The sequence below is a fragment of the Vibrio kagoshimensis genome, from assembly GCF_050337535.1.
Lineage (GTDB): Bacteria > Pseudomonadota > Gammaproteobacteria > Enterobacterales > Vibrionaceae > Vibrio > Vibrio gallaecicus.
In genome coordinates this window covers 28,210-51,785 of sequence record NZ_JAKJSZ010000006.1, presented here as the reverse complement: position 1 = coordinate 51,785, position 23,576 = coordinate 28,210, and the positions used below count along the sequence as shown (strand labels likewise).

General features: G+C 41.3%; 23 protein-coding genes. 13 read left to right on the top strand and 10 right to left on the bottom strand.

Annotated features, from left to right (window positions below):
* Positions 1-41 precede the first annotated feature (41 nt).
* A complete protein-coding gene (locus L4C37_RS06530) occupies positions 42-422 on the top strand; it encodes a winged helix-turn-helix transcriptional regulator (protein WP_137372847.1) in 381 nt (126 codons plus the stop codon).
* A gap of 481 nt (positions 423-903) precedes the next feature.
* On the opposite strand, the gene L4C37_RS06525 is transcribed toward L4C37_RS06530, so the two are convergent.
* From L4C37_RS06525 to L4C37_RS06510, 4 genes are all read right to left on the bottom strand, one after another.
* The gene (locus L4C37_RS06525) at positions 904-1,086 is read right to left on the bottom strand and encodes a hypothetical protein (RefSeq protein ID WP_429768175.1); all 183 of its coding nucleotides are present in this window, start codon (positions 1,084-1,086) and stop codon (positions 904-906) included.
* 233 nt (positions 1,087-1,319) lie between these two features.
* Entirely contained in the window at positions 1,320-2,699 is a 1,380-nt protein-coding gene (locus tag L4C37_RS06520) for an amidase (RefSeq protein WP_429768174.1), read from the bottom strand.
* A gap of 85 nt (positions 2,700-2,784) precedes the next feature.
* Positions 2,785-3,663 (bottom strand): AraC family transcriptional regulator, encoded by an 879-nt coding sequence (locus L4C37_RS06515; RefSeq protein ID WP_429768173.1) that lies wholly within the window; start codon positions 3,661-3,663, stop codon positions 2,785-2,787.
* 175 nt (positions 3,664-3,838) lie between these two features.
* Positions 3,839-4,687 (bottom strand): SDR family oxidoreductase, encoded by an 849-nt coding sequence (locus tag L4C37_RS06510; RefSeq protein WP_429768172.1) that lies wholly within the window; start codon positions 4,685-4,687, stop codon positions 3,839-3,841.
* 99 nt (positions 4,688-4,786) lie between these two features.
* On the opposite strand from L4C37_RS06510, the gene L4C37_RS06505 reads away from it, so the two are divergent.
* Positions 4,787-5,689 (top strand): LysR family transcriptional regulator, encoded by a 903-nt coding sequence (locus L4C37_RS06505; protein ID WP_429768171.1) that lies wholly within the window; start codon positions 4,787-4,789, stop codon positions 5,687-5,689.
* Between the two features lie 110 nt (positions 5,690-5,799).
* Here the strand turns inward: L4C37_RS06505 and L4C37_RS06500 are convergent, their stop codons facing one another.
* Positions 5,800-6,267, bottom strand: coding sequence for a hypothetical protein (locus tag L4C37_RS06500; protein WP_429768170.1), 468 nt, complete (start codon positions 6,265-6,267; stop codon positions 5,800-5,802).
* A 238-nt stretch (positions 6,268-6,505) separates the two neighbouring features.
* Between L4C37_RS06500 and L4C37_RS06495 the strand changes: the two genes are divergently transcribed.
* The gene (locus tag L4C37_RS06495) at positions 6,506-8,179 is read left to right on the top strand and encodes an amidohydrolase (RefSeq protein WP_429768169.1); all 1,674 of its coding nucleotides are present in this window, start codon (positions 6,506-6,508) and stop codon (positions 8,177-8,179) included.
* Between the two features lie 94 nt (positions 8,180-8,273).
* Here the strand turns inward: L4C37_RS06495 and L4C37_RS06490 are convergent, their stop codons facing one another.
* Entirely contained in the window at positions 8,274-10,553 is a 2,280-nt protein-coding gene (locus L4C37_RS06490) for a TonB-dependent receptor (RefSeq protein WP_429768168.1), read from the bottom strand.
* Between the two features lie 217 nt (positions 10,554-10,770).
* On the opposite strand from L4C37_RS06490, the gene L4C37_RS06485 reads away from it, so the two are divergent.
* From L4C37_RS06485 to L4C37_RS06445, 9 genes are all read left to right on the top strand, one after another.
* On the top strand, positions 10,771-12,528 hold the full coding sequence (locus L4C37_RS06485) for a PepSY-associated TM helix domain-containing protein (RefSeq protein ID WP_273293395.1): 1,758 nt from the start codon (positions 10,771-10,773) through the stop codon (positions 12,526-12,528).
* A 23-nt stretch (positions 12,529-12,551) separates the two neighbouring features.
* Positions 12,552-12,887 (top strand): hypothetical protein, encoded by a 336-nt coding sequence (locus L4C37_RS06480; protein WP_429768167.1) that lies wholly within the window; start codon positions 12,552-12,554, stop codon positions 12,885-12,887.
* A 9-nt stretch (positions 12,888-12,896) separates the two neighbouring features.
* Positions 12,897-13,457: a DUF6162 family protein gene (locus L4C37_RS06475; protein WP_273293394.1), complete on the top strand. Its 561-nt coding sequence runs from the start codon at positions 12,897-12,899 to the stop codon at positions 13,455-13,457.
* 14 nt (positions 13,458-13,471) lie between these two features.
* Positions 13,472-14,374: a metal ABC transporter solute-binding protein, Zn/Mn family gene (locus L4C37_RS06470; protein WP_429768166.1), complete on the top strand. Its 903-nt coding sequence runs from the start codon at positions 13,472-13,474 to the stop codon at positions 14,372-14,374.
* Complete coding sequence (locus L4C37_RS06465; RefSeq protein WP_429768165.1) at positions 14,371-15,117, top strand: metal ABC transporter ATP-binding protein; 747 nt, start codon at positions 14,371-14,373, stop codon at positions 15,115-15,117. Before L4C37_RS06470 ends, L4C37_RS06465 begins: the two co-directional genes overlap by 4 nt.
* 14 nt (positions 15,118-15,131) lie before the next feature.
* A complete protein-coding gene (locus tag L4C37_RS06460; protein WP_273293391.1) occupies positions 15,132-16,013 on the top strand; it encodes a metal ABC transporter permease in 882 nt (293 codons plus the stop codon).
* A gap of 2 nt (positions 16,014-16,015) precedes the next feature.
* On the top strand, positions 16,016-16,891 hold the full coding sequence (locus L4C37_RS06455) for a hypothetical protein (protein ID WP_429768164.1): 876 nt from the start codon (positions 16,016-16,018) through the stop codon (positions 16,889-16,891).
* A gap of 647 nt (positions 16,892-17,538) precedes the next feature.
* Positions 17,539-17,925, top strand: coding sequence for a VOC family protein (locus tag L4C37_RS06450; RefSeq protein ID WP_429768163.1), 387 nt, complete (start codon positions 17,539-17,541; stop codon positions 17,923-17,925).
* Positions 17,926-18,028: 103 nt separating this feature from the next.
* Entirely contained in the window at positions 18,029-18,436 is a 408-nt protein-coding gene (locus tag L4C37_RS06445) for a helix-turn-helix domain-containing protein (RefSeq protein WP_429768162.1), read from the top strand.
* A 315-nt stretch (positions 18,437-18,751) separates the two neighbouring features.
* Here the strand turns inward: L4C37_RS06445 and L4C37_RS06440 are convergent, their stop codons facing one another.
* Together L4C37_RS06440 and L4C37_RS06435 are read right to left on the bottom strand one after the other, a co-directional pair.
* On the bottom strand, positions 18,752-19,345 hold the full coding sequence (locus L4C37_RS06440; RefSeq protein WP_429768161.1) for a short chain dehydrogenase: 594 nt from the start codon (positions 19,343-19,345) through the stop codon (positions 18,752-18,754).
* Positions 19,346-19,360: 15 nt separating this feature from the next.
* Positions 19,361-20,329, bottom strand: coding sequence for a haloalkane dehalogenase (locus L4C37_RS06435; protein ID WP_429768160.1), 969 nt, complete (start codon positions 20,327-20,329; stop codon positions 19,361-19,363).
* 140 nt (positions 20,330-20,469) lie between these two features.
* On the opposite strand from L4C37_RS06435, the gene L4C37_RS06430 reads away from it, so the two are divergent.
* A complete protein-coding gene (locus L4C37_RS06430; protein WP_372268335.1) occupies positions 20,470-21,324 on the top strand; it encodes a LysR family transcriptional regulator in 855 nt (284 codons plus the stop codon).
* A gap of 250 nt (positions 21,325-21,574) precedes the next feature.
* Here the strand turns inward: L4C37_RS06430 and L4C37_RS06425 are convergent, their stop codons facing one another.
* Positions 21,575-23,143: a cryptochrome/photolyase family protein gene (locus tag L4C37_RS06425; protein ID WP_429768159.1), complete on the bottom strand. Its 1,569-nt coding sequence runs from the start codon at positions 23,141-23,143 to the stop codon at positions 21,575-21,577.
* A gap of 34 nt (positions 23,144-23,177) precedes the next feature.
* Complete coding sequence (locus tag L4C37_RS06420) at positions 23,178-23,321, bottom strand: DUF2256 domain-containing protein (RefSeq protein ID WP_137372822.1); 144 nt, start codon at positions 23,319-23,321, stop codon at positions 23,178-23,180.
* Positions 23,322-23,576 lie beyond the last annotated feature (255 nt).

The window sequence follows — 23,576 nt, the reverse complement described above, 5'->3', positions numbered from 1 at the left end:
CATTATTTGCTAAACAGTTTCAATTGCATAGTAGGTACCAAATGGATACTAAGGAAATAAATAAAAATAAATTTATAGACAATAAGTCTTCATGCCCAATGGTCGACTTCGTAAATATTGTTTCAGGAAAATGGGCAATCCCAATTTTATACCGCTTGATTGTCACGAATGATGTAATACGTTTTGGCGAGTTACAGAGAGCGATAGGTCCTATCACGCAAAAGGAATTAACAAAGCAATTACGTGCTTTTGAAAGCCTTGGGCTTGTTAGTAGAAAAGTCTATCCAGAGATGCCTCCCAGAGTTGAATATCGTGTGACTGATTTGGGAATTACATTAAAACCAACTCTCGATTCACTCGCTAATTGGATGACCCAATATCGAGGTCAATTGATTGGCAAAGCTGTATCAGAGAATGAATAGAACAGTACTGGGGTCGAGTTCTGCATTCTGACAAACATTACTTTTAGTCGGGCTAAATAGCATTAGCAAACTGGAAAGCAATAGATTGGTGATATGGGAGCCTGGTGGTTTGAGATCCTACCCAAGACTACTTCCGTCATTTTGGATGGACAGGATCAGTTCGCATTAGTTAATCCAAGACACAACATTTCTGCGAAGACATGTTCCGTTGGATGATCTCGCCTCTCCTATTCGCAACTTTGTTCGCTGACTGAATCTAGATGTTTAGTTCTAAACAAAATGGTCTGACTAAAAACTAGCCCACCAGCGCCAGTGATAACAATTCAAAGACCTATAAAATATAGGTCTATAACATTGAACACTGATCTATAGAAATTGGTCTATGCACACAAACCATGAGCATAGATCCATTAGCATGTCCCCATGAACATAGGCAGATAACTTGGCTTACGGCAGCTCATTTCTAGCCAAAAATCGAACATCACCGAGTTGCTCTATTGATGTCTATAGCTTGAGTAAGGTAGTGAGTAATTACTTTTAGCTCCACCGTTTTAATCGGTAGAACTCGCATCATCTTTCCAGTACCTGTCAGTTGATTATAGGTATCAACCATGTGGACGCCTTTTAAGAAACCGATATCAACGCCATTTTTCGTGGTCCTCATATGGCAAACTCCACCGCAAGGGTCTGAGTAACTGGTTATTCGCTGTTTTCTTGTTTCGAGCAACTTATAGTCTTCAATTAATATGTTTCTCAACAATAAAAACAATGCGCTATGTTCCGACTTAACATCAACCTCATACTGCATATCAACACCTGTTAGTTGTTGTTTAACAATAAAATTCACACCACTGTGAACTCATGATTTTTAAAAACTTTCATTTAATAGAAGGCATATTAGAAGACCGGACAGTCAGGAATTCGGGTATGCTTTGATAACTCTTCTGCAATTGATATCAATTCTGATTCTTTGTTCATGCGCCCGACTATTTGAATTCCGATGGGGAGCCCATTTCGGTCTAAACCAATTGGGATGGTTACAACGGGATGACCTATCAGACTGACTGGTGTAGTAAAAGCGGTGAGAGCATCAAAGTAATTCACCTCTAAACCATTGACCATTATTGGTTCTCTATAATCACGACTAGGACCATGCTCAGATGTAGGTGTCATGTGTTTAAACGCGGTACAGCAGGTGACAGGTAATATCCAAGCATCAATGTTTTTAAAAAAATCATGACAGTCTAGAAGCGTTTCTTCTCTGTCTTTCAGTGCGCTTGTATATTCATTTGGGTTTCTACGATAACCCTTCATTACATTATTAAGAAAGTTCGGGGAACGCTTTCGACTCTGGTTTCCGAAGAGTAAGCTCAACCATCGTGTCAAAGGGTTCATGAATGCCGACGTTTCATCACCCATTATGCGTCCGAATGTTTCCCAAGACTTTTTGAAGCAGAAATTCTTGGGTTTAGCTTTCACGCATTGATGACCTTTTTGTTGCCAGCAGGCCATCATTTGAGTTATTAGATCCTGAATATCAGCATCCAGCGGCACGTCATCAGCTTCGAGCCAATACGCCAAATTCAAACTTTTTGGAATACTAGATTCATGTTCACCACTGAGTGCTCGCCACATTAAAGCTAAGTCTTTTGCTTGCCTAGCTATTGGACCTGGCCGTGCAAAATGATTTAGAGACAATGATGGGGTTAACAGCATTCCGTCGCTGCTTACTGCACCTTCACTCGGTAATAAACTATAAACACCACAGAAGCTTGCAGGTATCCTTAACGAACCAGACAAATCAGTACCAATATCAACGAAGCTCATCCCGGTCGCAACTGCGGTCGCACCGCCTCCACTACTGCCTCCAACCGTGTAATCGGGGTTCCACGGATTTTTACAAAAACCACGTATTGGGTTATTCGTTTGAAAATCCATGGCTAAAGGCGGAAGGCTAGTTTTACCAAGCAAGGTAGCACCTTGGGCAAACAGCTTTTCTGCAATTGGCGCTGTGATATCACTGTGTATGGTTTTATTAAGGCCAAAACTACAAGGTAGATTCTCTATATGGAACTGGTCTTTAAAACTTATGGGAAGACCGGCTAGTAACTCGGTGTTATCTAACGCTGCGGTTTGATCTTGATAAATAAAAGCGCCCATTTCATCATCGAGTAAGGAAACTCGACTTAGTAAGTGTGTCTTGATTTCTTGAGCGGTGATACTTCTTTTCTTTAGCGCTTTGCAAGCCTCAATAGCCGTCATATGGTGAATAGTCATAGATACTCCCTTGTGTGTTATCTACGATCTATTGCACCAGCATACGCACTTTTTCGCTGTTCAATCTCTGCTATCTTTTCGCCGTTTAATCTCTGCTAGCTTTTAGCGGCACATAAATGTGTGTTACCCAGTTTTGTGGGTGAGTATTTTCTGGGGAGGTCAAATATAGCTCAAAAGGAAGAGCATCTCTGAGCTCATAGCCTGAGCTTGGTAGCCAAGAGCGAAAAGCATGGTTCCACGTCTGATAAAGGTAATCGTAGTGACCGATGTGTTCAAATACAGCCCATAACCCCTGCTCAATTCGACTTGAATATGGTGTATGTAAATGATCCTTCGGTTCATAAAAAAGTGCACCGTACAGGACTTGGGCATGTTCATCGTTAAGACTTTGTGGGCTGGAAGGAAAAGCACTCACTAAACCATACAACTGTGGCTCTTGACTTAGTCGCTGGAATTCCGTCGAAACATCTCGTAGAGCTTGGGTCAGAAACGTTCCATTGATCGTTCCAGACGTTGCACTGTATTGATAAAACAAGGTCGGTAAAGTTTTAAGCTCAACCTTTGGTGACAAGTTCTTTGCGGCAATAGTATTTAGGAAAGGACGTGATTCATCCAACCCTATTCGAATGTGCTCAGGGTGAGAACGAAACTCACTAGGGCTCACCTGAAAATGCTGACGAAATGCCCGCGAGAATGCACTGTGAGTTTCGAAACCTGATTTCAGCGCAATATCGAGTACACCAAGTGTTGGTTGGGTTGATAGACTATTTGCAGCCAATTCTAAGCGACGGTGTAATACATACTGACCAACGGACTCACCTAAATGAGCACTGAAGAGACGTTGAAAATGGAAAGGTGACAACATCGCATGTTCAGCTATTTGTTCTGCCGATATTTTCTCTTCTATATTTTTTTCTATAAACAGTAGAGCTTTCTCTAGTTTTTTTCGTGTTCTATCACTCATACAATCATAGTGCCTTCAATCAGAATAAAACATGGAATGAAGCTAGGGCAATGAAGCAACCCATGTCTAAAATGGAAATGAACTTTATAGCTCTTTATTGATGTTTATGGTGCAAGAAATTTTTCTTTTTAACAATGAAAGCCCCTAATTGTTAGGAGCCTTTTTCCACCGAGATTTAATTTACCTTTAACCATTCGGATAGGCTGGTTGAGGAAGTCAGTGGATGCTCCAGAGTAACAAGATCTGGTTTTTCTCCAACTTTTTCGGTGTACGATAATAAATCAACGGCATCAAGTAGAGTGTCATCACCCAGCTCTTTGGCGTAAGCCCAAGCATCACTTTCAATCATATGCTGCCTGGATAGTTTTTTTGATTGTGCATATATATCAGCAGCCTCGGTTATTGTCATGGCTTCCGGCCCCAGCAGTGTTAAACGCTTATTGTATAAGCTAGGCAATGTGTAACTTTGAACAACGGCCTTTGCGTAATCATCTGCGCTTAGCCAATGAATTGGTTTCGTTGAGTTGCACATTGTTGTCACTGTCTCTTGGTCAACTAATAAATGTAGAGTCTCGAAGAACCAACTTGGCAAATATGTCATGTAAGGAATGCCACTGTTCTTTAATAAGTTTTCTGCTTCTAGCTTTGCCTGCGTATCGATTCTAAAACTATTTTGGGGATACGCCGTTGCGGTTGAAATCATCGTTATTAACTGTATGGACGATTTATCCACAGCTCGAAGAATATGTTTTGTTCCTTCAATGTGATTTCGGCGATAAGTCTCAGGGCTATTACCACTAAGGTTGATATGAATAGCTTCTACCTGCTCCAGAGCTACACTCAAGCTATCATGGTCAAATAGGTCTGCTTCCATAAATTCAAATTGCGAACCTTGGAATAACTCTCTAGCTTTAGATGAATCTCTGGAAATGATACGAACCGTATAACCAGCATGAGCGAATGCTTTTGCTACCGGTAAACCAAGCATGCCAGTGGCGCCAATTACAGCAATTGTTTTTAACATAGTAATACTCCTTCTTAATGGTTCACTAATCATAAACACCATTGATTAAAATCATTAGTAGGATAAAGTGAGAGCCTGCTTGCCAAAAATGGGATAAATATGGATCTTGAAGCTAGCTTATGGTTTTCAACCGTTGTTAAAACGGGTTCTTTCTCGAAAGCTGCTATCGCGTTGGGAGTGCCGACAAGTACCGTCAGCCGGCGTATCGCCAATCTTGAGGCTCAATTAGGTGTCACATTATTGGTTAGGAACACGCGAAGTATGCAGTTAACTCAATCTGGGACTGAGTATTTAGCTCTAACAAAGCCACTCGAGTTGGGTTATCAATCCCTAAAAGATTGGCAAGATAACCAGTCACAGGTCTCTGGCACATTGCGCATCACCGCTCCATTACAATTTGTTGATTGGCCACTCAGTGACTGGATCATTGAATTTAAATCCCTTTACCCAAAACTCAATATCGAATTAGTTGGTAGCAATGAAAATCTAGATTTTTACGATGACGGGATAGATATTGCGTTTCGTCAGGGACCACTGTCCAATTCAGATCTGAAACAGCGACGGTTGTTCGAGTTGCAATACGGCATTTATGCCTCGCCTTCGTGGATAAAAGAGCACGGTAGTAATCACGATTTAGAGTGGTTACAAAAACACAAGGTAGTTAACATTGGTGTGAAAGGTAAGGGATTACCATGGTTAGTTCAGCAAGATAATAAACAGCTGACGATTTACCCTAATTCCGACTTGTTACTTGAATCCCCCAAGCAAGCTGTGAAAGCCGCAAAAGCAGGGTTAGGAATCATTTATGTCCCTTGTTTTGATGCGAATTCAGCCATTAGTAATGGGGAAATTGTGCCAGTTTGTGAAGCTCTTTGGCCTGATTGGAACGTTTTTTATCTTGTATTCCATGAAGCGAGAAATAAATCAAAAAAACTGTCAACGTTTATTGAATTTATCTTCGAAAAACAGCAGCAACTGCAAACACTGCCAGGCATCCGTTAACTAATACACGACAGCTATTCTTTGTCGTTTTCTGCCCTAAAGTAGACAACGAATCATTTGCTGATTGTCGCGGGCAGCCAACGATAATCAGTATTCGTTAAACCATCGAATTAATCACTGCAAAATTCACTGTCTCCATTTAACATGAAAATGTTACTTTTCCGCTTTTTAAACGGTACAGCAGTCTTTTCTCCAGACACTAAATCATAAATTTGTGTACTACACCCTCCAACAGTCTCATTTATTTCCATAGTATAAGAATGATTATCTTCGGTTGGAAAAGTTAAGAAGCCACCGCATGAAGTATAATAGTCAGATATAGTTATATTGATGGATAAAGGCGTTTCTGCACTAATTTTATATGTGTTCTTTCCATTAGGTGGCGTTTTGATCCCTTCACTTCTGCCTGCACAGAATTCATATTCTCTGAAGAAGGTCATGTGAGCCTCTAGTGAGGATTGATTTCTTAATGTTAGGGTTGCCGTTTTCCCTGTATCCGGTGCCTTATATGATTGAGGTCCCAAGATGGCACATGAGCAGAGTAATGTTGAAGAGGCAATAATCGCAAATTTTTTCATTTTTCACCAAAGTAATTTATCCCCTTTATTCATCACGGGGCGTTGTTAGACCTGCATCAACTCATCTTATTGTTGACACTCAATTGTTTCGTTTCATATATATCTCAACAGGTCATCTACAGAATGTGACAGAGCTTTTACTCTAATAAAGTGTGCGAATTACGAACCAAAAACGCCATGGGTTAAGGTTCATACCTTTACTATATTCATAATGACGGTGGGAACCGAAGGAGTAACGATGAACCGAACTTCCTCTCTAATTCTGGTAGCGAGTTTAATAATGAGCTCGCATACTTTGGCTTTCGATGAAGCCGATATGATCTTTACAAACGCACAAATTCACGGTCATGAGAACGCCGATACGATAGCCATTCATGATGGAAATGTCCTATTTATAGGTAAAGCTACAGACACAAAAATGTATAGTAATAAAAATACTGAAGTGATAGACCTTGAAAAAGCGTATGTCATGCCGGGGTTTATTGATAACCATAACCATGTATTTGAAGCTGTTTCTGAGGCCGGCGGTAACTGTGAGCTGCATATGGACGCCTCACTTGAAGATCAAATCCCTTACTTAAAAGCTTGTAGTAGAAAAAGTCAGTCTAGAGGCTGGTTAATAGGCTATGGTTTTTCGTTAGATGCCATAATCAATGAAAATAATACTCAAACTCCACTAGAGGTAATCGACAGCATTTTTCCTACTCGCCCTGTTGTGCTCATGGAACAGACTTCTCATTCTATGTGGGTCAATTCTGCCGCTCTTGAACTTGCAGCTATCACCAAAGATTCACCCGAGCCTCAAGGTGGAAAGATTATCAAAGATCCAGATAGCGGTGAGCTTAACGGCATCTTATTTGATAATGCTGGCGATATCGTTATGGAAATGGCATGGAACAGCCTAGAAGGTCAATTTGATCAAAGCTATGACGGCTTAATAGCTGGTCTTGAAGAGTCCGCATCATACGGAATTACGACTATTGGTGATGGTCGGCTCTATTGGAAGCGCGGTTGGTATGAAGTATGGAAACAAGCGGAACAAGACGGTAACTTAACGGCTCGAGTATCCCTACGTCCATGGATTTACCCTGCTGACTCCATGAATCCCCAATTAGTCTATCTGGAAAAAATTCAATCAAGTGATACATCTCGCCTACTCCTAATCGATCAGGTAAAAATGTATAGCGATGGTATTACGATCAATGGTACCGCAAAAACTCTGGCACCGTATTTAGAGACTTACATACCAGATGAGCCTTACGGCATTAATTATATTCCGCCTACTCAAATGAAAACTTGGCTGACTGCATTGGATAAAATTGGTTATAGCGCACATATTCATGCTATTGGAGACGGGGCTGTTCGTGAATCACTTAACGCGATAGAACATGCTCGTAGCAACGGGGCATCGAAGTCGTACACGCTTACCCATGTCGAGCTTATAGATCCAGACGATATTCATCGCTTTGCGAATTTAAATGTTACAGCGGATTTTCAAGTAGGATCTGATTACATTGTCGAACACGACCACCCGTGGGCTAAACTATTTTTAGGAGCAAAGAGAGCAAACGCATTAATGAACCTTAAAGCTATATTTGATACAGGGGCTAACCTCACATTAAGTAGTGACTGGAATGTCCATGAGTTAAACCCACTTGTAGGTATCGCAAACAGTATAAGAATGGGAAGTTCAGGGTTGCCTAATATAAAGACCGCTATTGATGCATACACTATCAACGCAGCTATAAGCCTTGGAATAGAAGACATTACAGGTTCTATCGACGTAGGAAAATCTGCTGATTTTGCTATCTTAGAGCAAAATATTACCCACTTGTCTGCCGATGATATAGCAAATACGAACATCTTAATGACTGTCTTGCAGGGCAATATTGTATTTGATGCTGAAGAGTAAATGATTTGGTGAAGAGTCAGCTCTAGCTGAATATAAATCACCAAGCAGAGAGGGCGAAATACCCGTGCCCTCTCCGTTGATGATAGGTCTTTTACTACATGTATATTGTTAGGTTAGCACCAAACTCTCTTGGCGCTCCCGCTCGAATATTCTGGTTATCAAGGTAGTCAGAGTAGTTACCATTAATATAAAACTCATCAGTTAAGTTTTTCACATAAGCATCTACTTTAAAGTTATCCCCAAGGTAACCTGCGGTTACGTTGTAAATCGTGCGAGCATCGGACTTATAAAGCTCATTATTCGCTTGGTCGCCGTACATCTCGTCAACATAATCCACGCTAAATGTAGAGTAGACACGTTCAGTAAAGAAATAATTAGCCCCTAGTGAACCCGTATATTCAGGACTAAATGCGAATTGGTTACCTGAAAGATCCCCTTGTGCTCCCACATAATCTTTGAATTTCGTTTTAGCAAAACCCACATTTGCAAATAGCGACAGGTCTTCATTAAACAGGTAGATGTTCTCAAACTCTAAACCGTAAATCTCCGACTCACCTGCATTTTCTGTATAGCAGTTAACTGAGTTTCCATCAGGGCAAACATCTACTTGCTGATTCTTCCAATCACCGTAATAAATATTAGCATTAGAAATTAAATCACCATCTAACCAAGCAGTACGTATCGCCAGCTCGAAGTTATCTAAGTGTTCAGGGTCAAAACTTCGAGATGTACCTGTACCATCGATATCTGTACCACCAGAACGGTATCCGCGTTTGTAGAAAGTGCTAATCGATGCATCTTGGTTTATATTGTAAGTTAACCCAACCTGCGGAAGCAGCGCGTGATAAGAAGTCTCTTGCTTTGCTTGATTAGAAACACCTACGTAAGAATTAAGGTTATTGTTAATCGAAGACACAATCGCCGCACCAGTGCCCGCTGGTAACCCAGTAGCCGAATCAATGGCAGCGCCTGCGCCTGCAGCATCTGGTAAGTTTAGCCCGCCAACAACACTTCGCGATTGCTGAGATGGCGCAATTTCACTCTTCTCATAGTCATAACGGAAACCAGCAGAAGCAGTCCAAGCAGAAGCGATATCATGATCCCATTCCGTGAAAAACGCCATATTCTTAACTGTTTTATCATAAGCGATACTGTCATCAATCTGCGCATTCTCCATGTAAAGAGGAAGAATAGCCCCTTCCAAAGCTCCCGCGCCCATTTGATTTAAACCTGCAGAAATCAACGGGTGTATACCTACGAGTTGTAATCTATCGGTAGCAATTTTTTGTTCAACCTGAGTCAAATAGATGCCCGCGACACCTCTTGTATCTTGACCTTCAAAATTGAAACGGACTTCTTGAGCAATATTCTTATCCTCAACAGTCCTGTCCACTTGATTACCCGTTACTCCTGGTATTCTGTCACTATCGTCTGTTCGAACGTAATCACCGCCTAAATAAGATGTGATTGAGCTGAGCGTCCACTGCTCTGTTAAGTAATACGTAAAATCGATCGCAGCCGTAAAGCCATCATAATTCTCTCGAGCTACCACATCATCATAAGATGTTCGGCTATCTAGTGGGTATCCATTGGCTGGATTCACATAGTAAATGTCTTGCCCACGATCTGACTTAGCAAACTGAGCCATGAGATTTAGGCTCCACTGGTCACTTGGTTCGATCAACAATTGTGCTCGGATGTTGTGATTCTCACGAGCATCGAAATCATCATTACCTAAAGTTGCATTTTTCATAAACCCATCAGATTCATGGAACTGTCCAGTAACTCTCAAAGCCGCATCATCACCAACAGGAGCATTGAACATACCATCAAGAACTTTACGCCCGTAGTTACCGGCTCCAACTCTCATCACAGCGTCATAATAACCAAGTTCAGGCTTTTTAGATTCAACGACGACAGCACCGATAAGGGCATTTCGTCCCACGTTAGTGGACTGGGGACCACGCAGCACTTCAACTTGTTCAACATCCCAAACATCTTTCGCTAAAAAACGGCTCGCATAGCCAGTGTAAGCAACACCATCAATATAAAGACTGCCCATTTCACCAGTGCCACCACCGGTTGATGCAGAATTTTGCGATACCCCACGAATACCAAACACTTCACCAGAACCCATGTCATAAACATTGGCAGAAAAAGCGTATATATCATTAAGATCTTGTAGCTCGTACCTTTCTATATCTTGATCGGTTACGACTGCCACACTTTCCTTAGTGTCTTGAGTAGAGCGAGCAATTTTTTGTCCTGTAACGACAATCACTTCTGTTTGTGCTGAATCTCGAATATCTGATTGAGCCAAAGCGCCATTTGATAGGACAGATAGAACTGCCACAGCGGTTGCAGAAAACCTCAAAACACACCTCCCTTTAATTATTTGTGAAAATTTTGTGTATAAAAAGCAGCAAAGAAGCGAACAATAATAGTAATTGTTTGCATTTACAATGCATTTTATAAATAATCATCACTCAGAATTATAAGTGCGTTAATACTCTGATTTAGATAACTTTATCTGGATCCCATATTGAATAAAGCACAGTACCTAAGCTGAATAACAAGACAGGGAGAGAGTCGTGACCACGAATGTGTCAGTATCTGGAAGTTCAGTTGACGAAAGTCTAGAGCGGAAATTAAAAAATAAAAAGGCCAAGAAAATCACCGCCGGGAGAATCGCTTTTCTTGTGCACAGCTACATTGGATTAAAGCTATCCATTATTTTTTGTGTCGTTCTACTTAGTGGCACAATCGCTGTTTTCCATGAAGAAATCGACTGGCTAATTTACTCTGAAAAACGCGTGGTTTCGGAGCCAAAGAAGATGAATGCAGGGGCTGTGTTCGACCGCCTTCAGGAAGAATTTCCAAACTCAGGGCTATCGTCCTACTACACGGCTTCCGATCGCGAGCAAACATCCGCTACCGCAATTAAAAGCACATCAAGCGGTGGATTTACTGTTGTCCATATCGATCCATATACTGGCGAATATAAAGGAGAAACCGACTTCTTAACCGTTGGTAGCTTCATTCGTATCCTTCATACCAATCTTTTCATGCCGTTAATTGGTCGTGCATTTGTCAACTTTTTCGGCATTCTTTGCCTTATTGGATTAATCACAGGGCTGATATCCTACCGTCGATTTTGGCGACATTTTTTTACTTTACCTCGCTACCAAGGCGTAAAATTCCACCGTTTTCTTGCTGATTTACATAAATTTATTGGCTTATGGTCTCTCTGGTTTGTTCTCATCATTGGCGTATCTGGAAGTTGGTGGTTTTATCACAACCCACTGGTCCTCTATAAACTAGCTCCCCCAGTCATCGAAGCACTCCCAATTGAGCCAGGGCTGACAAGAGCCGATATAAAACAGCTAGGAACCGAAACCCCAACGAAACTGACATCTGCGCAAATTGTAGATGCGGTTTATAAGCATGATCCTAACTTTACTCCCCTTTTACTTCGCCCACCTGAGCACAATGGTATGGCTTATTCAATCCGTGGAACAAAAGGCGACCTACTCACTCACATAATGGATAGTGTGTATTTCATCCACCCTTATACAGGTGAAATTATTGGCTCAAGATTAATGGAAGATGCCAACTTTGGTCACCGGTTTGACAGGGCAATGAGACCTCTTCATTACGGAACTTTCGGAGAATCAGGCTGGACTGATATTTTAGTTAAAACGATATGGTTTGTTTTTGGATTTGCAATGACAGCACTTTCAGTTTCAGGAACCATTATTTACTACAAACGAACCAGATCTGAAGTCTCACGCATTATTCGCCCTTCAATGTCTAAATCTAAAAAAAGGCTACTTAAAGCTTGGCTAGTCATTAGACCCTGGGGTGGACCAATGTCCGGTTTCAAATATCTTAACTGGGCGTTTATTTTGGTTATGTGCATAGGAATTAGTATTGCCTTCAAGCTTCAACGAGAGGGCACATCCGGTGGCGGATACCAATACCAACAACAAACCGTTGGGCAATGGGATATTAGCTTGCAAGTCGTACTCGGTCTTTTAGAAAAAGACCTGCCTCCAATTAGTCCCGGTAGAAAAACTAACGTTAATGCGTTTGTTGAAGGTGACTTCTCCAACATCAAATTTATGTACGTTGACTTCAAAAAACCACGGACACTAAGAGCTCCCGGCTTTGTTATCCATGGTGTAACTGGCAATTTAGCCGCCCATGTTGTTGTTCCTAAAAAGCTGCCTACCGACGCAAAACTTTGGCTAACGATTGAAGACTGGAGTGGCGAGTTTTACCAAGCCTCTTGGTCACTCATGCCTGATGGTGTAGGTACGTTCGACAAACGAACAACCGATCTAAATTAGAACGAATAAGAAGGCTTTAAATCATGTTAAGAAGAGCAACTCTACTCTCAATAACTCTTGGCTCAATGCTTACGAGTATTGCTAGCTTTGCACACTACCCCATCTTGACTTGCAACATAGGACACAATGACCAGAGCAAATTGGTGGTATGTGAAGCTAGTTTCTCAAATCGAGCTAAAGCCCCAAATGTCATTATGGAAGTTTTTTCTGACGAGGATGAAGTATTGTCCTCTGGCGTGACTGATGAAAAGGCGATGTACCAGTTTCCTCTCCCAGAAGGTGATTACTTCATTCTTATGGATGCGGGACCAGGACATGTCCTAGAGATATCTAACGATGAAGTGAATAACAATTTATAGGTAATGCTCGTGAATCATTCCATTGACTGTAAAGTCAAATCGTTAGACTCAAAGATGGTGCTTGTTGAAATAATTCCACCAGCCGACGGGAAGAAAGAAGACAAAATAGTGTTGAGTTGTATTGTAGCCGTTGTGCTCACTGCATCCTCATTGCTTTTTTGGTTATACCCGCCAAAAAGTAACCACAAGCCTACGATTCCGCAAGGTATGCACGCGCATTTAACCAGCCTAGCAAACGCGACAGATGAGATATTAATGATGAGTGAAATGGGCGAAAAATTCCCTAGCCTCTCTGAGTTAGTCAATTTCGACATTGCGCCTTTTACACAGCAGAACATCGGTAATTTAAGTGTCGTTTCATGGAAACAAGTCGATCACTGCTTTATTGGCGAAACCCACATCAATCAAGTTGATTATCAAATGCGCTTAATCGTCGGCGATACCAGCGGAGCTTCAATTGCTTGGCGTGTTGCACAACCAGACACACTGGAAGAGTTATGTTCTGTTCAAGCAAATAAGACATGGCACACCCTAAACTCCACAAATAACAACCAACTGCATAGTCATTGATATAGGGAATTTTAATGTCTTTTTTACATCGTAATATTTTTGCGATTTTTATCGCTATTTTATCCCTTTCTTTACCCTCTTTGGCTTTTGCTAAATTAAACATCGGGATTACTTTACACCCCTACTACAGCTACGTGACGAATATTGTAGGTGATAAAGCAACCGTAACTCCTCTAATTGATGCGGGATTCAATCCTCATGCTTATAAGCTATCACCTGCGGATTTGTCGCGATTAAAATCCATGGATGTAATTGTCGTAAACGGTATTGGTCATGATCAGTTTGCTGTTGAAGCTTTGGAAAGCTTGAACTTACCGCAGCTCACCGTAATTCAAGCAAATGCCAACGTGCCTCTGATCAGCAAACCGGGAGGGGAAATACACAACCCCCACACTTTTGTATCCATTGACGCCGCGATTCGTCAGATTTATACCATTACCAAAAGCTTAGCAAAGCTAGACCCGGAAAATTCAAAATACTATCAACGCAACGCACTGAAGTACGCCAAAAAACTACGCAAAATTAAGTCAACAGCTTTAAAGGAAATTGTCGGCTTAAACGTGAGTAACATTAGAATTGCGAGTACACATGGCGCGTATGGCTATCTCTTACAAGAGTTTGGTATGACAGTATCTGCTGTTGTAGAACCAGCACACGGCGTATCCCCAAGTGCTTCACAGTTGCAAGAAACCATTAATAAAATTCGAAATGCGAATGTTCAAGTTCTTTTCACTGAACTCAAGATGGCTAATCAATACATCAACGTCATTGAGAAGGAGAGCGGAACTCGTGTGTTCCACTTTTCTCACATGACTTATGGTGACTACCGGAAAGATTTGGTTGAAACCGATATGAAACACAACCTAAGCACCCTCGTTCATTCACTCAAGTATGCAGAGGGAAAGCCAACATTATGAGTTGTTTAATTCCAGATGTTATTTTAGGTCCGTTAATCACACTCAAAAATGTAGGCTTGGTCGAAGGGAAGTTAACCATACTTGAAAACATTAACACCGAGCTAAAATCGGGTGGTTGGCACGCTATTTTAGGACCGAATGGGGGCGGAAAAAGCACGCTATTAAAAACCATTTTAGGGTTAACTCACCATTCAGGTGAAGTGGCAATACATTGGCCGCATTCTTCCGACTATTCCCAAGCTCACATGAATGACATTGGTTATATGCCACAGCTATCCCCTTTTGATTCGAGCTTGCCAATCTCTGTTCGTGATTACGTACTAATGAGTCTATCCACCAAACCAGTTTGGTTTACTCGAACTTTACAGAAAAACGTACAATTAGCGCTAGAAGAGTTAGGTCTAGACGACAAATTAGAACGCAAACTTGGCGATCTTTCAGGTGGAGAACGACAAAGGCTCATTCTTGGTATCGCGCTCCTCAAGAAGCCGAGTTTGCTCATTTTGGACGAACCGATGACAGGTTTAGATCAACAAGGCCAAGAACAATGCCTTAGCCTCTTATCAAAATTCCACCGCTCTGGAGGAACACTTCTCATGGTCGAACATGATTGGGAAGTAGTTAAAAAACACTGCCAACAAGTGTATTGGATAGATAAAACAATTCAAACCCAAGACCACTCAAACACTTTTTTTGCTCAATACCAGCAGCCCAATAAGCTTCACCCTATCGTCAATAAATAATCTAAAGAGCTCAAATGAACAAAGTATATGATTTTTTTGCTTACTGGGTTGAGCAAGGCATATTGCCACAAATGTTTGAATACGAATTTCTCATCAATGCGCTGTTAGCCAGCATGATGATTGGTCCTTTACTTGGTCTGCTTGGCACTCTTGTCGTGGTTAAGCGCTTAGCCTTCCTTTCAGAAGCCGTTGGGCATAGTGTCCTAACGGGTGTCAGCATCGGAATTTTGCTTGGAGAGCCCGCAACATCCCCTCTTATTAGCTTGTTCAGTTTCTCCATTTTGTTTGCTCTATTACTGCAATGGGTTAAAGGTCGTTCAACCATTCCTTACGACGCTTTGATCGGTGTGTTTTTATCTTTTGCACTCGCGACAGGTGCTGCGTTACTCCTCTATGTCGCTAAGAAAGTGAATGCCCACCTTATCGAACAAGTGATGTTTGGCTCAATCTTGGTTGCAAGTACGAGTGACTTAATCATGCTCGCGATTATTTGCTTTATTGTACTAATTTTAAGTTACTTCTATGGTAATCACGCTTACTTAGTCGCGATCTCCCCCGATATTGCCCATAGCCAAAGAATCAAAACCAAATTACACGACTATGCATTTGTCATTTTGATCGCCTTGATTACCGTCGCCTCAGTTAAGATCATTGGGGCGGTATTAGTCGGTGCACTGCTGCTTATTCCTGCCGCCAGTGCTCGTTTGGTTGCACAGAATCTAAAACAACTTCTTATTTTATCCGTACTCTTTTCCACTACGGCTTCCGTTTTCGGAGTCCTAATTCCCATGTATCTACAATGGCCTATATCCGCCGGACCAGCGATTACACTCTTCGCCTGCGGGTGGTTCTTGATTAGCCTTGTTCATCGACAAGCGAATAAAAAGGCAGCCTAACAATGACTTTAATCCGACTTATAGTTAAACACCGTGTTGCAGTATTCATTAGCTTACTTGCTCTTACCTATCGCTCATCTTTTGCACAAACCGATGAAGATAACCATCTCAAGATCGTGACAGTCATTCCTGTTGTCGCGAGCATGACAGAGGAGCTGGTTAAGGGCACAAACATCACTGTGAAGTTGCTACCGCCTTTGAAGTACAATATAAAACGTATCCCTGGATGGTTGGAACGACAACCTTCAGAGTCTTACCCCATTGCAGATGCTGTCATTGGAATATCCTCAATTTGGTCGAATGTTGACGCCTATCCAGCTTTGCGCAATCAAAATATAGCGATAATCCCCATAGACATCGCGCAAGCGTTAATACCAAAAGGTGAAAGAGTCGCAGTGCTGAGCTCACAAGGTAAAGTTTCGAGCTATTTTTGGTTAAACCCAGCGAATGCTCTTGTTATGTTAGGCATTCTGCATAGAGATTTATCCCTTATTCTTGATTACAAAGGAAATAAAGGATCCAAGGAGGAAACACAAAGGTTAAATGCCAATTTTGCACAAATGAACAAGTCTTTACGTCAAAGCCAAATCACATTCGATAACATCATTTTCAATAGCGAATCCATGCAAGTCATAGTGAATAAACCAGAACTAAAAGGACTTGCTTCTGCCACACTACTGCCATTAGTTGAACGTAGAGATGCGATTGAAGATGGGCTTCAAACCCTTTTGGTCACAAATAGAAAATTGCACCACTCTTCCTTAAAAGATCTTCCCGAAAATATTGTAGTTTGGAGCGTGGATGACTTCGCTAAACAGCGTAAAGGATCATTTACCGAGCGTTGGAAAATGAACATGAAGGCTTTGCCCTCAAACTAAGCTAGGCTGTGTTTAAGCGGATCTAATTTGAAGCACCTGAAAGTTTATACGACTGAGACTTAAGCGACTAAAAGTGCAAGTCGCCCTTTTTTTGCTACTGAAGAATCGAAACCTTTCACTACGAAGAACGACCGAACGTATCTACGTTCAGTCCTCTTTGTCTGACTCAAGTTCAACGGAAAAAATACAGTTCAACGGAATAAAAGTACCGTACTCTAATCAGCCCCGAATGCCGTGTACACTTTCTTTATAAATAGGTCTTTTTGCTTCATATTGATAAGAGATTTAAACGTCGTCACAGCAAAAGGTAATTCGGCTACACCGCTTTTTTGCCCTGTTGGAATGAGCGTTATTAACGGATTACGTTTATATCCTTTTACCTTTTTGTTCTTTAGTTTTTTGACTATCGACTTTGCTATAACTAGTGTTAAATTCAACTTCAACTTCAACTTCAACTTCAACACCAAGGCTTTTCAATTGTTCTAGTGCAATTCTGCGTGTTTTTTCTTTAAAACCGTCTAATAATGCACCTGTGTTATGGGCTCACACCGTTTATTCTGAAAATCAGATAAAAGCAATCTAGAAGAAGTTTTTACTCACCACTGTGGTTATTATTTTCCTATCCCAACCAACTCAGGCAACCACCTATGAAAATATGCGTCACCAGCGTTCCAGTGACAGATCAAGACCAAGCGCTCGATTTCTATACCAACATTTTAGGATTTATAAAGAAAACAGAAGTGCCTCTCGGTGAGTACAAGTGGCTCACCCTAGTGTCACCTCAAGAGCAGTCAGGGGTCGAACTACTGCTTGAGCCTATGGCATTTGAGCCAGCCAAGCACTACCAAGATGCCCTGAAAGAAGCAGGGATCCCTTGGACCTCTTTCTCTGTCGATGATATTAATAAAGAGTACACTAGGCTTTGTAAGCTGGGAGTTAAGTTCTCCATAACCCCGAGAGAAGCAGGAAATGTGATCATTGCTGTATTCGATGACACCTGTGGGAATTACATTCAAATCATGCAGCAACTCTGACAGCTGCTGTCATGAGGGACTCAGGTGCACAAAGTGTTGCCTGAGTACTAGAGAAGTTCACTCTGTGTTAATATGCAGTCTCATAACCAGTTGCAGGTGTCAGATGCCATCCACTGCGAAAACCTTTTATGAACAAGAAATCGAACGCCTCTACAACGAGATCTCACTTCCCGCCAAGCAATACATGTTAATCAGGCAGTCTAAGCGCTTCATGGAGAAGTATCACTCACAAAAGATTGAGTTACACGATTTGGCACAAGCAGCCTTCATGTCAAAATTTCACTATGTGCGTGTCTTCAAGCAACTCTATGGCGTGACACCGAGAACTTACTTAAAAGACATGCGTATATCAAAAGCCAAGCAATTGCTTAAAGACGGACATTCGATCACGGATACATGCTATGCGGTCGGTTACGAAAGCGTAACGACATTCTCTAGTACTTTCAAAAAAAGCACAGGTTACGCTCCAAGCATCTTTCAAGAGCAGCACAAGCACAGTCATCAAGGATGACCAAGCGTGATGGCACGTCTTTGGACAGGAATGAGTTTGGGGCTTAGGACGGAATCTATCCATCAGAGAGTTTACTATCTCCCAAACAGTAAAACGGCACCGCTTCAGGAAATACCGATCGAGCACGAAAATGGATAGAAGCTTTCATCTTGAAGGCCGAAGAATTTAAGGTATCAGCTGAATATTAATGCAACCATAGAGCACTTTAATGTAGCAGTTAAGTTATGGTTGCATTGAGACTACTGCTCGTTTTCGCATTCATGAGCATTAAAGAGAATAGTATATTATTTAATAAAAGAAGGTAGATATCAGCTTTTATATGGCATCGAGTACTTCCCCATTTTTCTGGCTTTCAATGCTGTCCCTATAATGTTCAGCCACATCCGTTGCAGGTATGCCTGAGCTGCTGTCTATACCCCAAAGCTCCATAGTTTCTTTCACCATTCTTGGGCTTACCGCATTAATTCGTTTATCTTCTTTAAGCTCTAATGCACTTGAAGTTACAAATGCATTCACGGCAGCAACCCCCATGGCAATGGCTCCAGTGCCAAGCATAGGCCGGTTAGATGCCTGTCCTGAAGTCAGTGTGATAGAGCCTCCCTTGTTTAGATAATCAAGCCCTATACGCACCAGATTAACTTGCCCCATCACTTTGTTGTCTAGGACTGTGCGGTAGCCAGATTCAGGCATATCTTCTAAGCTACCCATCTGTCCGTTACCAACCATACTGATAATGGCATCGACTTTTCCCACGTTATTATACAATGCCCGAATGGACTCAGTGCTTTCAATATCAACCAGATAATCACCATGAGAGTGCCCAACAGCGATCACTTCGTTGTCTCGCTGCAAATCATTAACAACAGCTTGTCCAATAACTCCGTTTGCACCAATTGCTAGAATTTTCATTACTTTTCCTGATTATTAATATTGCGTTTGCTCTAACCAATCGATGACATTTAAGGCCAGTTGTTGTGATTGGTCTTCTTGTAAAAAGTGTGATGCATTTTCAATCGTAGCGTGGGGCTGACCCTGAGCTCCTCTAAAATTGAATTGAAACTTAATGTCATAACCTCGATCAGCTAAAAAAGGATCTTGATCACTGAATAGCGTGAGTACGGGTTTGTGCCACTGTTTTAGTTTGTCCCAGTCCTTATTAACCTGATTTAATTCGGAGGCAACGATCTCAGGCATCTTTCTGGGAGCTGCACAATAGTCCGCCGTAGGAAATGGAGCATCATAAGCCTTCATTTCCTCAATACTTAGCTGTCTAGTGGTAAGCGTTTGAATAATCTGCCCAATCTCTAGCTGATCTGAATGCTTAAAGTAACTGGCCCAATTTCCGTAGTTAATGTTATCAGCAAATTTCGTAATGCTTGGCTTGCCAGCCGCTGCCGCCATAAACTTAAGCACCTTAGGCACCAGTATTTTTTCTAAGCCTTTCATTTCAGACAGTGCTGTATTTGAAAGTACGAGTCGGTCCAGCCATTCAGGCTCTTTAGCCAAAACTCTCAGACCAATCATTCCTCCCCAATCCTGCATAAATGCAGCAGCATTTTTAATACCTAACTGTCGTATAAAGCTAGCCATCCAGTGCACATGATTTCCATAGGAGTGCACATCGCTACTTGCGGGTTTATCTGATTTACCAAAGCCAATTAAATCGGGAGCAATCACTCGATAGCCTGCTGCTACAAACAAAGGAATCATATGCCTGTATAGGTAACTCCACGAAGGTTGACCATGAAGTAGGAATATCGTTTTATCATTACTTTCACCTTCATCGAGGTAGTGCATTCGCAATCCATCGATTTCTAGATAGTTCGCTGTAAACGGATAGTCTATTAAGGTTGCAAATGCTTCCTCCGGTGTTCTAAGAGTTTGCAGAGTCATTTTATTTTCCTCTTTGGTCTGTTATTTCGACTACCTTCATCGACGAAAACGCTTGGTGGTGGCTGATGCGTTAACTTTAGATGATAACCATGGTCTAAAAAAGTATATATTTTATACCAAGTCAGTCATATAATTAGACCATGATTGCATTAGAACATTTACACGTTATCAGCGTGATCCATCAAGAAGGCAGCTTTCGCAAAGCAAGCGAGCGGCTGTTCAAAGCGCGTTCCGCTGTATCTTACTCAGTTAAACAAGTCGAAGAGTATTACCAGATAAAGATCTTTACTCGTGATACCTATCGTCCTGAACTAACGCGTAATGGAAAAATACTCTTCAACAGAATTCAGCATTTACTTAGTGAAGCCAACGACTTTGATACGTTTGCCCGACAGATGAACAGCGAAGTTGAGACCGAACTGAGAATCAGCTTTAGTGCCATATTTCCAATGGATAATGTCACGCTATTACTGGGTAGACTTAAACAAGAATTTCCGAAGACGATTATCCACATAGATATCGAAACCGCATCAGGTGAACGGATGCTACTAGATGATTTGGTCGACATTGGTATCTATGGTGGCTTCGAGCAAGACGCAAGAGTACAGTACCGCCGCATAGATCACTGTAAGTTGCCAGTCTTTATTTCGGATAGTTTTCCATTAGCAGGTGAAGACCAAATCAGCCAAGCAGAGCTAACGGAATACCCACAAGTTGTCGTTAAATCTTCATACAAGACAAGTCCTGATTCGGGTATATTGAAAGAAGGTATACAGTGGTATGTGTCAGATCATAATACAAAAAAATCATTGATATGCAGCGGACTTGGCTGGGGACGATTGCCAATGCATGAGGTGAGTAAAGAGCTTGAACAAGGCAAACTCATCCAGCTAAAGACCCAAAATACAATGGAAGTTCCTGTATATGTAGCGAAACTTAAGAATAAAACCTTAGGACCTGTCGGCATGACTGTATGGAATTTTTTCAATGATTAAGAGTGAGCATTTTTGTAGCTTAAGAATGCCATCGTCCGGTCAATTGAAAAGCTGGTTTGACATCTGGTAACAGCCACTGAGACTGAATGGGCACCTATACTATAAGTTTATATCTTTGAACTGAATACATATGCAACCCCGACGATATAAGCAAAATGCTAGAAGAATAGCATGAGTATCAAGATGTAGTGCAACAGAACCCTGTAATTCGCGCAGCAGTATATGACTTGAGACGAGCAACGATAGAAGGTCATAACTCCTCAACATTCAATAACAAGAGCTTCGCTTTATCAAGAATGGTTTGTTGCTGCTCTGCTGATTTTTTCTTCCAGTTAGCATAAACCATTCGAGTTCGTGGATTATTAAACTGCTCAATGTGTGTATGCATAAAGTACCAATATAGAGCATTTAGAGGGCACGCAGTATCCTCACTCACTTGCTTCACGTTATAATGGCAATCCGTGCAATAGTCGCTCATTTTATTCACATAATTACCGCTAGCTGCGTAAGCCTTAGAAGCAACAATACCACCATCCGCAAACTGACTCATACCACGCGTATTCGGCATTTCAACCCACTCAATTGCATCGATATAAATACCTAAATACCACTCATCTACTTGGTCAGGTTTAATGCCTGTTAACAAGCAAAAATTACCAGTGATCATTAAGCGCTGAATATGATGTGCATAGGCAAAATCAAGTGATTGCTTAATAGCATGATGCATACAATTCATTTTTGTATTACCCGTCCAAAACCAACTTGGTAATGACAATGAAGCATTGAGCTTATTCAAACTTTGATAGGTAGGCATATTGCACCAGTAGATCCCACGAACAAACTCCCTCCACCCTAGAATTTGACGCACAAAGCCTTCAATCTGCGCAATATTAATTTCGTTAGGGCGTTGGTTAAATTCCATAATAGCGGCATCAATCACTTGCCTAGGACTGAGAATTTTGGCGTTTAATGCGAAGGATAAGCGGCAATGGAATAAACTCCATTGCTTTTGAGTGAGCATATCATCGAGCTTACAGGTCATCGCATCTTGAAATTGACCAAACCGTGGCAAACAATAACGACAGAAAAATACCAATAATTCACTCGCCTGCTGGCGATTCACAGGCCACAATAATTGCTTATCTACTTGACCAATGGTTTCTATATTATGCCGGTCTAGGCGTTTCAGAATATCAGATACATCGTTAGCAAATAAAAGAGGCATAGGCACAGTATCAAACTCACTGCGCTTTAATTTGTTTTGATTTGCACTATCAAAGTTCCATTTCCCACCAACCGGTGCTCCATCTTGCATTAAAATGTTAAAGCGTTTTCTCATCTTACGATAAAAAGCTTCCATACGATGATGATGATCAGGCTTAAAGTCTTTCTCTATTTGCGTTTCAGAGAGGAAGAAATGTTCGCTTTCATAAACTTGAGAAGTTATCGATAACGACAAACAATATTTATCTAACATACTGCGTAATCGGTATTCATCAGGTAGTTGATATTCAAAGTGAGTGATGTGGTATTCGTCAATCAGGTGGTTTAGTAGATCATCTATATTTTCAAATTGTTGGGTATCATCTAACGTTAAATGTATTACCCGATGTCCCGCCTTTTCTAACGCAGTTGCAAATTGCCCCATTGCAGCAAAAAAAGCACACACCTTCTGAACATGATGTTTTACATAAACGGCTTCTTGATGCATTTCAGCTATCACATAGAGTGTTTTTGTATCGGCTTGCCTAAACCAAGAATGACTGGCATTCAATTGGTCACCCAAAATAAGTCGTAAACGATGAGGGGTAGCGTTCATGATCATCCTCTAACTAAGACCATCATATGGTGATCTATTCTTTATTGCGACGACGTAAAGACTGACAACGTTTAGAGCAATATTTAACCGTAAGCCAATCTCGCTCCCACTTCTTTCGCCAACTAAATGGTCTTTGGCAAACAACACATATCTTTTTTGGCAGTTGTGTTTTTTTCATCTTTTTTGCCTGAACTAATTTGTCGTGATAACGATTTTTCCGGATCTTGGTCGTTATCGATAAACAGTTAATATATTTACGCAAAAAAGAGTATTAGGGTTCACAAAAAAACAGTCATATCAATAAAGTTTAAGTAAAAGGTTTATTTGTCATCTCAACAGGGCATATTTAACCTTCCCCCCTGTGCATCATAAGGAAAATAGTGCCTTTTAAGATGGAAGATGCCACGGGTAAAAATTCGACCTGTAACGATTC

What these genes read in the sequence shown, in the direction of transcription:
- L4C37_RS06460 (WP_273293391.1), top strand. Translation starts at nt 15,132, where the DNA reads ATGAACAAAGTATATGATTTTTTTGCTTACTGGGTTGAGCAAGGCATA.
- L4C37_RS06435 (WP_429768160.1), bottom strand. Translation starts at nt 20,329, where the DNA reads ATGACTCTGCAAACTCTTAGAACACCGGAGGAAGCATTTGCAACCTTA.
- L4C37_RS06530 (WP_137372847.1), top strand. Translation starts at nt 42, where the DNA reads ATGGATACTAAGGAAATAAATAAAAATAAATTTATAGACAATAAGTCT.
- L4C37_RS06515 (WP_429768173.1), bottom strand. Translation starts at nt 3,663, where the DNA reads ATGAGTGATAGAACACGAAAAAAACTAGAGAAAGCTCTACTGTTTATA.
- L4C37_RS06510 (WP_429768172.1), bottom strand. Translation starts at nt 4,687, where the DNA reads ATGTTAAAAACAATTGCTGTAATTGGCGCCACTGGCATGCTTGGTTTA.
- L4C37_RS06495 (WP_429768169.1), top strand. Translation starts at nt 6,506, where the DNA reads ATGAACCGAACTTCCTCTCTAATTCTGGTAGCGAGTTTAATAATGAGC.
- L4C37_RS06500 (WP_429768170.1), bottom strand. Translation starts at nt 6,267, where the DNA reads ATGAAAAAATTTGCGATTATTGCCTCTTCAACATTACTCTGCTCATGT.
- L4C37_RS06440 (WP_429768161.1), bottom strand. Translation starts at nt 19,345, where the DNA reads ATGAAAATTCTAGCAATTGGTGCAAACGGAGTTATTGGACAAGCTGTT.
- L4C37_RS06430 (WP_372268335.1), top strand. Translation starts at nt 20,470, where the DNA reads ATGATTGCATTAGAACATTTACACGTTATCAGCGTGATCCATCAAGAA.
- L4C37_RS06480 (WP_429768167.1), top strand. Translation starts at nt 12,552, where the DNA reads ATGTTAAGAAGAGCAACTCTACTCTCAATAACTCTTGGCTCAATGCTT.
- L4C37_RS06465 (WP_429768165.1), top strand. Translation starts at nt 14,371, where the DNA reads ATGAGTTGTTTAATTCCAGATGTTATTTTAGGTCCGTTAATCACACTC.
- L4C37_RS06450 (WP_429768163.1), top strand. Translation starts at nt 17,539, where the DNA reads ATGAAAATATGCGTCACCAGCGTTCCAGTGACAGATCAAGACCAAGCG.
- L4C37_RS06425 (WP_429768159.1), bottom strand. Translation starts at nt 23,143, where the DNA reads ATGAACGCTACCCCTCATCGTTTACGACTTATTTTGGGTGACCAATTG.
- L4C37_RS06455 (WP_429768164.1), top strand. Translation starts at nt 16,016, where the DNA reads ATGACTTTAATCCGACTTATAGTTAAACACCGTGTTGCAGTATTCATT.
- L4C37_RS06525 (WP_429768175.1), bottom strand. Translation starts at nt 1,086, where the DNA reads ATGAGGACCACGAAAAATGGCGTTGATATCGGTTTCTTAAAAGGCGTC.
- L4C37_RS06505 (WP_429768171.1), top strand. Translation starts at nt 4,787, where the DNA reads ATGGATCTTGAAGCTAGCTTATGGTTTTCAACCGTTGTTAAAACGGGT.
- L4C37_RS06520 (WP_429768174.1), bottom strand. Translation starts at nt 2,699, where the DNA reads ATGACTATTCACCATATGACGGCTATTGAGGCTTGCAAAGCGCTAAAG.
- L4C37_RS06445 (WP_429768162.1), top strand. Translation starts at nt 18,029, where the DNA reads ATGCCATCCACTGCGAAAACCTTTTATGAACAAGAAATCGAACGCCTC.
- L4C37_RS06470 (WP_429768166.1), top strand. Translation starts at nt 13,472, where the DNA reads ATGTCTTTTTTACATCGTAATATTTTTGCGATTTTTATCGCTATTTTA.
- L4C37_RS06420 (WP_137372822.1), bottom strand. Translation starts at nt 23,321, where the DNA reads ATGAAAAAAACACAACTGCCAAAAAAGATATGTGTTGTTTGCCAAAGA.